General features: G+C 62.2%; 11 protein-coding genes. 3 read left to right on the top strand and 8 right to left on the bottom strand.

Annotation, left to right across the window (positions count from 1 at the left end; translation table 11 throughout):
• Positions 1 to 37 precede the first annotated feature (37 nt).
• Positions 38 to 1,231: a glycosyltransferase gene (locus K3136_RS03115; RefSeq protein ID WP_282100005.1), complete on the bottom strand. Its 1,194-nt coding sequence runs from the start codon at positions 1,229 to 1,231 to the stop codon at positions 38 to 40.
• Positions 1,228 to 2,313: a glycosyltransferase family 4 protein gene (locus K3136_RS03110; RefSeq protein WP_221431459.1), complete on the bottom strand. Its 1,086-nt coding sequence runs from the start codon at positions 2,311 to 2,313 to the stop codon at positions 1,228 to 1,230. The genes K3136_RS03115 and K3136_RS03110 overlap by 4 nt, the downstream gene beginning before the upstream one ends.
• Positions 2,314 to 2,569: 256 nt before the next feature.
• On the opposite strand from K3136_RS03110, the gene K3136_RS03105 reads away from it, so the two are divergent.
• Complete coding sequence (locus tag K3136_RS03105) at positions 2,570 to 3,412, top strand: hypothetical protein (protein ID WP_221431458.1); 843 nt, start codon at positions 2,570 to 2,572, stop codon at positions 3,410 to 3,412.
• Between the two features lie 14 nt (positions 3,413 to 3,426).
• Here K3136_RS03105 and K3136_RS03100 read toward each other — a convergent pair whose 3' ends face one another.
• The gene (locus tag K3136_RS03100; RefSeq protein WP_247711415.1) at positions 3,427 to 4,596 is read right to left on the bottom strand and encodes a pectate lyase family protein; all 1,170 of its coding nucleotides are present in this window, start codon (positions 4,594 to 4,596) and stop codon (positions 3,427 to 3,429) included.
• A gap of 456 nt (positions 4,597 to 5,052) precedes the next feature.
• On the opposite strand from K3136_RS03100, the gene K3136_RS03095 reads away from it, so the two are divergent.
• Entirely contained in the window at positions 5,053 to 6,423 is a 1,371-nt protein-coding gene (locus tag K3136_RS03095; RefSeq protein WP_221431456.1) for a hypothetical protein, read from the top strand.
• A complete protein-coding gene (locus K3136_RS03090; RefSeq protein ID WP_221431455.1) occupies positions 6,420 to 7,808 on the top strand; it encodes a lipopolysaccharide biosynthesis protein in 1,389 nt (462 codons plus the stop codon). The genes K3136_RS03095 and K3136_RS03090 overlap by 4 nt, the downstream gene beginning before the upstream one ends.
• 39 nt (positions 7,809 to 7,847) lie before the next feature.
• Here the strand turns inward: K3136_RS03090 and K3136_RS03085 are convergent, their stop codons facing one another.
• From K3136_RS03085 to K3136_RS03065, 5 genes are all read right to left on the bottom strand, one after another.
• Positions 7,848 to 9,074 (bottom strand): outer membrane beta-barrel protein, encoded by a 1,227-nt coding sequence (locus K3136_RS03085; RefSeq protein ID WP_221431454.1) that lies wholly within the window; start codon positions 9,072 to 9,074, stop codon positions 7,848 to 7,850.
• 3 nt (positions 9,075 to 9,077) lie between these two features.
• Positions 9,078 to 9,653, bottom strand: coding sequence for a polysaccharide biosynthesis/export family protein (locus tag K3136_RS03080; RefSeq protein WP_221431453.1), 576 nt, complete (start codon positions 9,651 to 9,653; stop codon positions 9,078 to 9,080).
• A 139-nt stretch (positions 9,654 to 9,792) separates the two neighbouring features.
• The gene (locus K3136_RS03075) at positions 9,793 to 10,641 is read right to left on the bottom strand and encodes a sulfotransferase family protein (protein ID WP_221431452.1); all 849 of its coding nucleotides are present in this window, start codon (positions 10,639 to 10,641) and stop codon (positions 9,793 to 9,795) included.
• Positions 10,638 to 11,858 (bottom strand): DegT/DnrJ/EryC1/StrS family aminotransferase, encoded by a 1,221-nt coding sequence (locus K3136_RS03070; protein WP_221431451.1) that lies wholly within the window; start codon positions 11,856 to 11,858, stop codon positions 10,638 to 10,640. Before K3136_RS03070 ends, K3136_RS03075 begins: the two co-directional genes overlap by 4 nt.
• On the bottom strand, positions 11,855 to 13,942 hold the full coding sequence (locus K3136_RS03065; protein ID WP_247711414.1) for a polysaccharide biosynthesis protein: 2,088 nt from the start codon (positions 13,940 to 13,942) through the stop codon (positions 11,855 to 11,857). The genes K3136_RS03070 and K3136_RS03065 overlap by 4 nt, the downstream gene beginning before the upstream one ends.
• Positions 13,943 to 13,971: the final 29 nt, after the last annotated feature.

The raw sequence follows: 13,971 nt of genomic DNA, 5'->3' as shown, positions 1-13,971 counted from the left end.
GGTTCATTTCAGGCAACACATGGGCTAGCTTGGGAAATCAGCTTAGCGTGTTCGAGTTGCCGACCGAATGCTCCCCACGATTCGCGTTCGCTGTCCGGTTCGCCCGATTGCTGCTCACTTCCCGATATAGACGCTCGTAGTGCTCCGTGATCGCATTCAGCGAGTAATTGTCGACAATCCGTTCCCTGCCGGCGAGGCCGAGGCGGCTGCGCTCCTCACCCGACAGCTCCAGCATTCGCGCTATCGCCGCGGCAAGTGCCTCCGGGTCCTCGGGCGGAACGATCTCGCCTGCCGGGCCGACTATGGCCCTGCTGTCACCCACGTCGGTGGAGATGACCGGGACACCGCATGAGAATGCTTCCCCGATCACGTTCGGGAACGCCTCTCCCCACCCCGAGGGCACCACGAGTATGTCGAGACCCGGCAGCCATTCGGCAACGTCGAGCCGGGCGTCGCTGGTCGTGACGCGACCGGACGGCAGCTTTTCGATCATCTTTCGCAGGTCATCCGGCGGCTCGGCCAGCCCGTGTCCGACCATCAAAAGGTGAAAATCGCTGCCTTGCTGCATCGCGATTGTCGCAGCGGCCACAAGGTTCGCATGCCCTTTCATCGGGTGGAACCTCGCGATGCAACCTATGATAGGACGGCCAGCCGGTATCCCGAACAGGGCTTCGACCTTTTCTCGCGCCCCAGGATCGGGACGGAAGAGGGAACAGTCGAAGCCATTCGGAATGACTGTCCGCTGCGCGGTAGAAAAGCCATGGACTTCGTGCTGCGCTGCCGACGCGGTGGAGTTGTAGACGATGGCGCGGGGGCGATGCGAGAGGCGCCGGCTGATGGCCAGCAGGGCCCTCGTGCGCAGGGTCTCGCGCTGTGCATTTTCGAGGGAATGGCGAATATTCCAGATGGTCGGCATATCGCTTCGGCTGGCGAATTGCGCGTAGGTGACTGCCAGGTTCCCGTGATACATCCAGCCATGAAGGACATCGGGGCCGAGCTTTTTGACGAGCCTCATCAGGCGCCTTGCCGCACCGATGGTGGGCAAACCGCGCTTCATCCCAAGCGTATGAACTGTTGCCCCCGCCGCCGTAATTCGTTCGGCCAGCGGGCCGGGCTTGAGCAGGGAAAGCACGTGCTGCGTTTGCGACCGGGAATCGTTTTCGATCAGCTTGGCCAGCATGTTCTCGGCGCCACCCACGTTCAGTCCCGTGATGACGTGCAGGATCTTCATGCAGCGATTTCCGTATACAATTCCTCGATCGCACGGACGTGCTTGCTGATCCCGAAACTGCTCAACGCATGCTTGCGCGCGTTCGCCGCGATACGTGCGCCGAGGCCGGGATCGTCATCGAGACGCGCGAGCTGTTTCGCCATGTCTTCGGGATCGTCGGCCTTTGCCAGCAGGCCGGTCTCGCCATGTTCGATAGCCTCGATATTGCCTCCCGACGCCGCGGCGACGACCGGTGTGCCGACCAGCATGGCTTCGACGAGCGTGCGCCCGAAGGGCTCGTTGACGGCGGGCACCAGCAGCGCGTCGCAAGCCGCAATCCACCGCTCGGCAGGCTTGCGGAACCCCATCATGAGCACGCGCTCCTGAAGGCCGTTATTCTCTATCGCCTTGCGGACCTTCTCTTCGAAGCCGGCCTCATACTCTTCTCCAAAGAGCAGCCCGTAGATTTTCCTTTCGGGATTTTCGCGAAGGGCCGCGGCGATAGTTTCGACGAAGGTTTCCGGCCTCTTGCGGTCGCCGAACTGGGCGAAGAACCCGACGATGAAGCTGTCCGCGTCGAAGCCCAGCTCTTCCAGAGCTTCGCGCCTGCTTTCGTTGCGGTCGATGTCGGCACAGGACGTATCGAAAGGAGAATGGATGACGCGGCACCGGTCTCCGGCCGAATAGTTCGATGGCTGAGGCGATGCGTAATGCGATACGGAAACCACGGCCCTGGCCGTCAGGGGCGCGACGAAGCGCAGCCCCTTCGCCCGTGGATGGCCGCGATGATGCCAGACCTGTTCCACGCCGGCGATCTTCGCAGCGAGGCCCCAGACGACGTGGTTGCGGCCCTCGTTGGTGTGCACATAGTCGAAGCCGCCTTCTTTCAGGTGGGCGATCGCTGCGCGCACACTGGAAGTTATGCCGAAGAGCGTTTCGGAGCTCGGATCGGGCATGGCGATGCGGGAATAGGGTATGCCCTCGTCTTCCAGCATCCTTCCCAGATCACCCTCCGGCCCGGAAAGGAGCACCTTTGGCTCGAACCGCGCCGGGTCGAGTTCGCGCAGCATTGTCAAAGCCGAGATATGGCTGCCTCCGACCATTCCGTCGGTGAAAGGGAAACATATTCTGATCGGCATTCAACTGGCCTCGCCGTTGCGGCACGGTGAAATCCCGCGCTGTGTCGCCCACGATTATGGCGCAATCCCGGACCTCATGGGCAGATAAATAGGCCAATATCCAAAAGGCTACCAAGGCTTGTGACCGGTATCTCGGAGTGGCAGCGCCTCGCTCGCATGCTCAATTGCGACTTGGCACCGGATAGGCTGTTTATCGTGATGAAAAGAGCATCCTGAATCCATGTCCATCGCAGCTTCGCGCTTCTTCTCGCTGCCGCCCGAGCAGATCACACCGGCCCTGGAGGCCGCGTTCTTCAGCAGTTTGAAGACGGGTAACGATACCTTCAAGAAAACCGACGTCCGCCGGTTCGAGGAAATCGACGGCGTCGTCGCGGCCGAGCTTGCGAAGGCATTTCCGGGACAAGCGCTCGAACTTCTCGACGTCGGCATCTCCTCCGGCACGACCACGCTGGAACTTGCCGAGGCTCTCGAAAGCACAGGTCTCGACTTCCGTATCACCGCCACGGATCGCAGCTTTGCCGCGTCCATTCTCGACGGACCGCTCGGCAGTCGTGCGCTTGTGGAGGACAGTGGGCACATCTTGCAGTTCGAGATAATGGGCCGGCCGCTGCGAGCGTGGGACAGGCGGCTGGACCGCTTTACCGGAAGGTCGATCCTCAATGCAGCCTTGCGCAAGGTCATCGGCAGGTCGGCCAGGGAACAGGTGGGCGTTCGGCCAGTCGAACTCGTCAGTCCGCGCCTCAAGGAACAGCCCGGCGTCACCATAGCCGAAGATGATATCTTCACGCGGACCCCTGCGTTCGAGCACAAGTTCCACTTCGTTCGCGCGGCCAATATTCTCAATCTCGATTACTTCGACAAGGACCGGATCTCGACCGGAGTGGGCCATCTGCGCGCGTATCTGCGCAGTCCGGGTGCGCTGCTGCTTCTCGTCAGGACCGACAAGGTCACCAGCCGCAACCATGGGACGCTGTTTCGGCTCGATGAAGACTACCGTTTCGAGGTCGTCCGTAGGTTCGGCGACGGGAGCGAGGTCGAGGACCTCGTGCTGGCTGTCGCCTGAGGGCGGAGCCCCAATCAGCCAGCTACGAGCTGGTCGCTCAGGTCATCCAGGAATTGCTCGAGATTGGAGATCCCGTCTCCATCGCTGTCCGACCAGGAATCCGGCGTTTCGGGATCGGCTCCGTGGTCGCGTTCCCACCAGTCGTCCATGCCGTCTGCGTCCGCATCGGGATAGGGCGTGCCGGCCTCGATCGCGGGAATGCTGCCGGGCGCCTTTGCCAGTTTGCCGCCCCGGCGCTGGACTTCCGATACCACCTGGCGATCGAGCGCATCCCTCGGATGAGCGCCTGCAGATTGCAGGACCTGCGTATAGGCGTCCTGCGCTAAAAGAGGCTGCATGGTGAATTGGCAAGGCGGTGTATCCGTAGCGATGTCCGCGACCGAACCGTCGAGATGGGTGAAAGCACCGTCGAACAGGTTTCCGCGCATATAGGCACTTGCCTTGCCCTTGCTGCCGATTGTCTGCCGCACGATCCCTACGGCATCGCGCCTCGTGTCGGGCCCGGCGATGAAGCTGTTGCCGACAATCGAGACCGGGCTTCCGCCGTGGCTTTCCCAGACCTCCGCAAACTCGGATTCCGCATTGTAGAAGACGTTGTTGAAGATCTCGATGCACGAGCCCGGCGTGAAATTGATGTCCGGATTGCGGTCTCCATTGTGCGCGCACAAATTGCCGATGAAGCTGACTCGCTGTGGCTGGAAGGAATCCGCAGCGAGCAAGGCGCACTTGTCGTGCCGCGGGATTCCCCAGGAGAAAATCGAATTGCTGATCGTGATCTCGTCATTGTCGGCATAACCGTTGACGATCTCGTCCCGGGCCCAGCTGGCGCTGACATGGTCGACTATCACCCGCGAGCTATTCTCGATCGTGACGGCGTCTTCTGAGCCACGTTCGTTGCCGACGCGATCGGTCCGGACCCGCAAGTGCCTTACCACGACATCGTGCGTGTCCTTGATCACCAGCGGAGTCCTGCCGGCATCGCCCCCGCCGTGCGCCAGGGTTATGCCTCCGCCCGGCGCAGTTTGGCCGGCAATCGTGATGTACGGGTTGCGTATCCGCGGAGGGCGCTGGGTGAAGCGGATAACGCCGGAGACCCGGAATACGCAGACGCGCGGTTCACTTTCTTCTATACAGGCGCGCAGGCTGCCCGGGCCCGAGTCCTCGAGCGTTGTAACTGCGATCACCCTACCGCCGCGCCCTCCCTCGCTAACCGCGCCGAAGCCCTGCGCGCCCCGGAAAGCTAGCTTTGTGGCAGGCGAGGTTACCTGTTCCGCGTCGGTGTCGTCGATCTGCTGGGCAAGCCCGTTGCCCGGCCCCGAACAGGAAGTAACTGCAATGCATGTCGCGCTGAGCAAGGCTCGCATCTTGCTAGCTTTCCCGTGACCGTACGACGGCTTTCGCGATGAACTTTGAAGCGGTGGTGTCATGGCTACCCTTCAGACCCGCCATGGGGCAGGAAATCAGCGTATCCATACAGTATTTTAACAGTCGGAACGGGTCTCTTTGGGGGTAGCGGCATGACACCCTTGCGAGACCTGCGGTTCAAATGCGCCAATCCACTAGCCGCCTGACCCTTGGGCGCGGAGCGCAACTGGCGGTAGGTTCGCCGATATCGCGCAACCGAAAATCCCGGGATGACCTTGGCAAGCTCGACAGCAGACCAGCATTTCCTGCCTCCGGGCGGTGCCGTGAGGCGGGCAGAGCCTCGCACCTATGCATCGCGCTGGGAAAGGATCGCCTATTTCTGCCTGCTGGGAGGCATGTTCACGCTGACCTGGAACATCGTGCGGCTTGGCGATGTGAACCTTAGCCTGTCGGACGGACTGTTCCTGTTCGTGATCATGTTCCTTGTTGCGCGCGGGCACCTCAACGTACAGCCTTTTGGGGCTGCCACTCCGCTCTGGCACATCGGTCTGCTGCTGATGCTGGGCGGGTTGTTGATCAGCTCGATCGTCAATGGCGTCGCAACGCGCTGGATAAGCGTAGCCGCGCAATATTCCTTCGCGTTCCTCGCCATTCCGATGACGCTGGCGAGCTGGCGACGGCAAGTGCTCGACCGATGTATCGTCGCGTTCGCTCTCGGGGTGGTGCTTTCCCAGGCGATCGCCTTTGGCGCGAACATCTTCTTCACCTACCACGATACGTGGATGGTCATGGGGCGCGACTTCATTACCGCCACTGGGCGGGTCGGCGCGCTGTCGGGCAATCCGAATACCAACGGTGCAGTGGCGACCTTCTGCCTGCTGAGCCTGATCTATATCTTCCACCGGGGCCTCCTCCCGCGCTGGCTTATATTCCAGTGCGCAGCACTTGCCGGTTGGGGGCTGATCACCAGCGCGAGCTTTACCTCCTTCGTGCTTGCCTGCATCGCCCTGCCGCTAGCGTCGCTGATCCTCTGGCCGCGAGGCACGCTGGTTGCGATCCTCGTGATCCTGTTTGCCGTAGCGGTCGGAGTGACGTCCGAAGTTCCCCTGCCTGCCGTGTTCGAGCAACGCGTTGCGGAGGCACTTGCGCAAGGCAATCTGGACCAGGCAGGGACTTTCTCCGGCCGCTGGGAGATGGCGCTCGAGGCATGGCGCCTGTCGGGTGACACTGCGCTGATCGGCTTCGGTGCCGACGGCTATCGCGCTGTCAGCTCTCATCAGGCTCCGGTGCATGTTCTCCCGCTATTGCTGATGACCGAGGGTGGCCTTCTGTCCCTTCTCGGACTGATCGTGCTGCTCATCATGCTCTGGGTACTCGGTTTCAGCATCCTGCGGAGCATGAGGGCCGATGCGGCGCTGGTGCTCGGCCTGCTCGTCGTCTTCACCGGTTTTACCGTTTCGGTGCCGCACATGTATGCCCGCATGTGGATCGTACCCGTGCTGCTGGGCCTCGTGCATGCCCTCAAGTGGCGCGAGCAATTGCCTGTTCCATCGTGGGGTGATCCAAAACCACCAGGAGCCGCGAGCATGGGTGCCGAAGCGTCCGGCAAGGAAGCGTTCGCAGCCGGAGGGGCGCGCGAGCAGTGAGCCAGCCCACCCGATATCCTGCCGAGATAGCGGATACTCCGGCGGCCCAGGATGCAGATGTGCCTTCCGGTAAGCCGGGCAAATCCTTCTTCGGATCACGCTTCGTGAGCATCCTCCACCTGTTCGGCGGAAATATCGCCAACAGCCTGCTCATGCTACTCGGGACGGCATTGGCTGCGCGCACGCTCGGTACCGAGCAATTCGGGGTCTTCGTTCTCGTCCTTACACTGGGCCGGTTCAGCGAGCGTCTCGTCAGGTTCGAATCCTGGCAGCCGCTGATCCGTTTCGCGGCCAGCGAGGAACAGTCCTTCGACAGCGACCGCATGGGCTCGCTTTTCCTCTACGGGCTCCTGCTCGACACGGCGAGCTGCCTGCTGGCCGCCGCTCTCACCATTGGTGGCGGGTTGTTGCTGATGCAAACGATCGGCCTGCAGTCGGAAGATTTGCCCTTCGTCATGATCTTTGCCGCTGCGATCGCCCTGAACATTCGCGGATTTCCCACGGCTGCCCTGCGCCTTGGCGGCCAGTTCCGCACGCTTGCCTATCTGCAGACCGTTTCGAGCTTCGTTCGCATCATGCTGGCCTTTGCAGCCTTCCTCATGGGCTGGGATATTCTGGCATTCATCCTAATCTGGACCGGCGTGCAGATCTTCGACACTGCGCTTTTCCTGTTCATCAGCTTCAGGAGCCTGAAGAGGCAGGGCGTGGCAAATCCCCTGAAAGCCGATTGGAGAAACCTGCCGCAGCGTTTCCCGGGCTTCATGAGCTTTGCATGGTCGACGAATATCTCCAGCACGCTGCGGACCATGACGCAGGAAGCGGACACCCTGCTCGTCGGCGCCCTCGGAGGTGCGTCATCGGCCGGACTTTACCACATCGCCAAACGGGTCGCGAAAGTGGCGATGCAGATCGGGGCGAACGTACAGGCCGTGATGTATCCCGATATGGCGCGCCTGTGGGCCAGGCTTGAAATTCATGCATTCCGCACAGTCACCTTTCGTTTGCAGCTCGCCTTGATGGCGATCGGCCTTGCGGCGCTGGTCGCGACGATCCTGTTCGGCAAACAGGCACTCGCCCTGGTCCTGGGAAGCGAGTTCGTGGCGGCGTACGGGCTGCTGATCGCGCAGATGGTGGCGGTAATCCTGATCCTTCACGCGGCACCCTCGCGATCGGCCCTGCTTTCTATGCACAGGCCGGGTGTGGTCCTGATCGTTGCCGCACTGTCCACCGTCCTCTTCTTCATCACGGCGTTCGTTACGATGCCGATCTATGGCGCCCTGGGCGCCAACCTTGCACACATCGCATTCGGACTGCTGACCGCCGTCGCGCTCGACGTCTTCTGGTGGAGGGAATCGCGCAGGGCGATGGAAGGCACGACCGACTAGATTTCAGGTGGAGCTGCGGATGGCGGTTTGCGCCGGGTGTCAGAACCTGAGCCTGAGGCCGACCCCGCCACGGAAGCGGTCGAACTCTTCATTCACAAGGTCGCTCTGGCGGTCTCCATAGCTGGCATCGGCAACGATCGACACGTGCCGGCTTACGAGAAACTCCAGCTCGCCGCGCACGATCGCGGTTTCCTGATCGATGCCCGTTCCACGGAAGCGGCTGCGACGATACCCCGCCGAGAGCGAGGAATAGAGATTGTGGCGGATTTCCTGCTGCCAGGTCAGGCGCACAGTCGTGTCGGTTCGCCCGGTCGCCCCATTGCGGAACGTGGCGACATCGCCGCTCGAACCCGATAGCGTCAGCGCGGTGCGCCGCTGTGGCCGGTAGGTGACGTTGGCGGCAAGCGAAAACCCGGTCCGATCATCGAAAGTCGGTTCGTCGGGTTCGAAGCGGAAGATACCGGCCGAGATTGCACCTTCGACAAGCCCGCCCGGTGCGAAGCTGAGTCCTGCACGGCCGCCCCATGTCGTGGAATTGCGTTCCATCCCGGCAAGATCGGTCTCGAGCCGGAAATCGCGGCGGCTGGCAAACCCTGTCGCAGTCACGAAGACAGAGCCTGCGATCTGGAAACCGACGGTTGCGCTGCCGCTGTAGGAAGTGAAATCGCGGTTGTCGTCGACCACGGAGCGCGCGTCGTATTCCGCGACATCGGCCCTAAGGTCGAGCAGGATCCGTCCGCGTTCGCGGCGGTAATAGGCATTGCCGCTCAGGATATCGATCTCTCGCGGTCCCGGCGCCAGGAGATCGCGAGCTTCCGGGTCGCCCCTGTCCTCGATGGCGCGTTCGAATTGTGCGCCGAACCCAAGCGACTCTCCCTCGACGGGCGTCCAGGTGAAGTCGCCGAAGAAGCGTGCAGCCTCGGCATCCTCGGTTGTCTGCTCGGCATGGCGCCGAACGAGCGATTGCGTCCCGATTTCGAAGCGCGATTTCCCGTTGTCGATTGCTGCAACGACGAAGGGGGACAATTCGAAAACGACGTCGTCGATCTCGTTATCGGGCAGGGCATAGAGGTTGCTGTCGTATTGCGTGGTCGCGCGCACGCCGACCGTCACGTCGAATGGGCCGATGCGGGTCGGGTCGATCTCGTACTCGGGATCGTCGCGCGGGATAGCAGGTGCCGTATCGGGGAGCGATTGGGCGGCCAGCGGCGCATGGACGAGCGCCGCTGTTGCGACCGAGAGCGAGAGAAATGTTGCCCCCCGCATCGATCAGAACCAGCGCTCGTAGACGCGGATGCGGTCGCCCGGCATGACCAGCGTCGTTTCGTCTGCCTTGCCCACGACTTCGCGCCCATCGATGTTGCGCGTCACTTCCACCTCTCCGGAATCGGCGCGATAGGTGTAGCCGCCAGCTGCGGAAACGGCTGCGAGGACGGTCATCCCCTGACGGTAGGTGAATTCGCCGGGACGGTTCACTTCACCCAGAACATAGAACGGGCGCAGGGCCGCTGGTTGGACATTGACGACCGGCGCATTGAGAATGCCGGCGCTGCGATACTGGTCTTCGACCTTCGAGCCGATTTCGCGGAAGGTAAGTCCGCGAACGTCGATCTGCTTGACCATGGGAAGGGAAATGGCCCCGGAATCGTCGACCGTGTAGTCGCCTGATGCCGCATCGAGGTCCTGCACGGTGATCTTCAGCGTATCGCCGGTATTGACGCGGTATTCGCCGCCCGGAGGTGCCGGAATTGCCGCGAGTCCACCCGGTCCGCCGCACCCAGTGAGCGCTGCGCTTGAAAAGGCGGCGAAGAACGCCATGCCGAGCAATCCGAGTAAGCGGGACATTGTTTTCTCCGTTATTATTGCACCCGTCCTGATGGACCTTCACTGGTGACCCTAGCGCACACGGGGCGTGTGCTGGTGGTCAATTAAGTCGATGACCACAAAGCGGTTCTCGCGGCTAATCCTTATGGGGTAGGCGCGCTCAGGCGACGGCACTGGTCGCCGGCGCCTTCCATGCCGACAGGTCGAGGCCGGTCAGCTGCTCGGTCAGTTCAATATCTTCGCGGTAGAAGTCCTCCATATGCTCGCGAAGACCGGCATCGAGAGGGGGGTAGCGCACTTCCCGGGCAAGCAACGACCGGGCGCTTTCGAACCAGAACTTGCCCCTGAAAGGGCGCACAGGCTCCTTGAAAGGCGCCAGAACCTTGCGCATCAGCAGCGGGAGAAGCATTTCGCGGCTGTTGTTCTCGCGCTTGTAGATCAGCTCGTCATTAATGGTGATCGGGGCGCCGATGTGGCCGCATACCCGCTCGATGACGCCGATGGGATCGCGCGAGACATCTTCGTAGGTGAAGACGAGCAGCTGTTCGCGCGGGAAATGTTCGAGCCAGCCGGACAGATGCTTTCCGTAGAGCCCGTCCAGAAGGAAGCGTGGGTGGGGATTGTCCGGGTCGGAAAGGTAGTCCTCCGGCTGATCGTTTACCTCACCGCGGCGGTAGAACATCTTGTAGTCCGAATAGGCCCTGCCGACCGGATTGCGCAGCTGGACTACCAGGCGTGCGTCCGGGAGCATCTGTGCCATCCGTTTGGCAACATGTGCATCGGACAGGTAATCTGCGGATTTTTCACCCAGCAAGGTCGCCCGGGCAGGGTGGTTGCGGAACCAGTCGAGATAGTGATCCTCGCCCTTTTCATATTCGCGCGAAAAGAAGTGCGGCTCCGGATCGGGCATGAAGATTGCCGGATTGGCCTGAAGCTGCAACTGGATCCAGGTGGTTGCCGCCTTGGCTGCTCCGATGATGACAAAGTCTGGCTTGCGTGCTGCTGTCACCCGGCTTCCCCGTCCAGCGCGAGGAGCAGGGCAGTGGCAGTCGCGCGCATGTCGTCACACAGCAGCGTATGATCCGCTTGCAGCATCAGGGACCTGCGGCCGAGGTCGCGGGCGACCGGAAGGTCGCCATCCCGTTTCACCTCCAGCCCCTCGAATGCCCGCTCGAGGCTCATGTCGGGGCAGGAGCCCGTTCCGATGGCGATCCCGGTTGCGTGCAACCGCTCGATCAGGCGTGAACGCAGGTCTTCCACCGTCTCGCCAACCGGATCGGTGAGGGCGAAGTTGAATTTGTAGTAAGCGTGCTCGTAGCCCGCTGGCGTCTGTTGCAGGGAAACGCGAGGATCGCCTTCGAGCGCGCGGGTGAGGATCTCCGCATTCATCCGGCGACGAGCCAGCCAGCCTGGCAAAGTATGGAGTTGTCGGCGGCCGATCGCCGCCTGCATCTCGGTCATGCGGAAATTGGTCCCCGGCTGGTGGCAGACATAGCGAAATTGCCCCGGCTTGCCTTGCCCGTCGCGCATTGTTGCACGGCACTTGCCGTGATCCTTGTACGACCAGCCGCGTTCGCAATCGTCCTCTTCGCGGAACAGGCACATGCCGCCTTCGCCGCCCGTCGACATGATCTTGTCCGTGCAGAAGGAGAATGCCGCCGCATCGCCCCATGAGCCTGCCTTGCGGCCATCGATCGCAGCACCATGGGCCTGTGCGCAGTCTTCAATCACCTTCAATCCATGCCTGTCCGCAATCGCGCAGATGCTCCGCATGTCGGCGGGCAATCCGCCGAGGTGCACGCAGAGGATGGCCTTGGTTCGGGGGCCCACCAGCCGTTCGATCGACGCCGGATCGATATTGTGAGTGCTGGCGTCGATGTCGGCGAACGCGGGTGTCGCTCCCACGGCCAGCACCGCGCTGGCTGTCGCGAAGAAGCTGCGGGCAGGGACGATCACCTCGTCGCCCGGACCGATGCCGAGCGCCCGCATGGCTACCTCCAGCGCGACCGTGCCATTGGCCACGCAGAAGCCATGGGGCATGTCGATGTATTCGGCAAACTCCTGTGCAAACAGCGTCGTCTGCTGTGCATGGACGAGGCCGTTCACTTGCCCGGTGGCGAGAACCGAGACGACGGCATCTATCTCGTCCTGTTCGTGACGCGGCCAGTGGCTGGCGCGTGGACGCAGCGCTGCGACGGGTTTCTCCTTGGGGGTGAAGATGTTCATGGGGTCGCAGCCGTATCGACCAGGCTTGGCTTCTTTTTGGGCGTAATGAGGTCGAAGCGTGCCCCGCTGCTGGGAATTTTTACGAGGTGGTGGGCGATGCGCTCTGCCTCTGCCGCGTCATTGCGCTTCACGGCTTCGAACAGCCGGTCGATGCTCTTGTTGATGAAGGGCAGCGGGATCGGGTGCGAGCGTGCTTCGAAGATGCCGCCGATCTTGGAAGGCACCTCTTCCTCGCAATCGTCGAACAATTCCTCGTAGAGTTTTTCGCCCGGTCGCAGGCCGACATACTGGATTTCGACATCGACTTCCGGCTCGAGGCCGTACTGCGCGATCAACCGATAGGCGAGATCGACGATGCGGACCGGTTTGCCCATGTCGAGGACATAGATGCTGCCACGCTCCAGGTCTTCGGCCAGCGCCGATGCACTGCTCTGCAGGATGAGCTGCACTGCCTCGCGTACGGTCATGAAAAAGCGTTCGATGTCCGGATGGGTAACGGTGAGCGGCTTGCCCTCTTCCAGCTGACGCCGGAATAGCGGCAGGATAGAGCCGCTGGAGCCAAGGACGTTGCCGAAGCGCACGGTCATGAAGCGCGGTGCATCGGGATCATCGACACCGCACATGTCGAGCGCCTGGCTGTAGAGTTCACCGACACGCTTGGTGGCACCCATCATGCCGACGGGGTTCACTGCCTTGTCGGTCGAGACCTGGACCATCGCCCGGGCGCCGAATTCGGTGACGGCGTCGGCGATGTGCTTGGTGCCGATGATATTGGTGTGCACGCCCGCGCAGGGATTGAGCTCGACAATGGGCACATGTTTGAGGGCTGCGGCGTGGTAGACGACCGCAGGACGATGCTTCTCGAAAACGCGGTGCACTTCGTCGCGGGAGCGGATGTCGCATAGTTCGGGATGGATCTCGAGATCGGGATATTTTTCCCGCAGCGTCATCTCGATCGAGTAGAGATTGAACTCGCACAGCTCGAGCAGGATGAGATGCGATGGCCGGAAGCTTGCAAGCTGGCGCGCCAGTTCGCCGCCGATGGTGCCGCCGGCTCCGGTGACGAGAACGCTCTGGCCCTCGATCTGGCGCGTGATGACGTCGCCCTGCATTTCGAATTCGTTTCGACCGAGCAGGTCGGGGACCGAAAGGTTCTTGGGGTCTTCGGCGCCGGGACGCTGGAGGATCTGGCTCCAGTGGTTCTTGATGCGGGAGAGCTCTAGCCCGAGCTCGCGCGCCCGGTGCGTGAGCCGGGTCATCTCGCGATTGCCGAGATACATTCCATCATCCAGCGTGATTGCGAGCGAGAACGGTCGACCCTGCGCTTCTGCTGCCTTGGCGATTTCAACCAGCTTGTCATGACTGCCAAGGACGCGCACTCCGCCGATCCGGTCGATCACGTCGGCTTCGGACGGCAGCAGGATACCAGCGATGGCGAATTGCGGGTCGTCCTCGGCCCGCATCAGTTCGATGACCGACATGGCCCATTGAGCGGGGCCGATCAGCAGGGCTTGCGGAAGGTCGGCCCTGACGGCCGTGCCAAGCCTTATCTTGGTGCCAGCCATGTTTTCACGGGCGATCCTGCGCAGGGACCGGAGGCCTATCAGCAGTCCGGTCGCAAGCATCCACTGGGTAAGCGCAGCGGCGACCAGGCCAAGCCCCAGCGTCGCTTTCTGGCCGAGGATCAGCAGCGTCCAGCCCAGTGCCGAGCCAAGCAGTCCCAGGCCGATAACGGCTGCAGCATGAGCGAAGCCGAAGAAGCGCCAGCTCTGGCGATAGATGCGGAACACCAGCAGGGTCGCCGTCGCGGTCGCGGCAAATCCCAGCAGCGCGGGAGGGAAGGTGACGTCGAGGCCATATCCCGACAGCGGAACCATCATTCCCACCGCGAGCAGGCTGACGACGAATGCCATCATGTCGAGCAACGCCAGCAGCACTGTCCTCAGCAGCCAGCGGATGGAGGTGCGGCGATAGGGACGCATCTGGCGGTGCGCACGTCCCAGGCCGACGACCTTGCGGATCGGAGGAGTCACGCCGGCGTCGGCATTCCAATCGTCGTTCGCGGATCTAACCTTGTCGGTCATGCTGGCGATCGGCCTTCCTGTGCGTGCGG

This window comes from Qipengyuania gelatinilytica (assembly GCF_019711315.1).
GTDB classification, from domain to species: Bacteria; Pseudomonadota; Alphaproteobacteria; order Sphingomonadales; family Sphingomonadaceae; genus Qipengyuania; species Qipengyuania gelatinilytica.
This window is presented reverse-complemented; position numbering and strand designations above follow the sequence as displayed.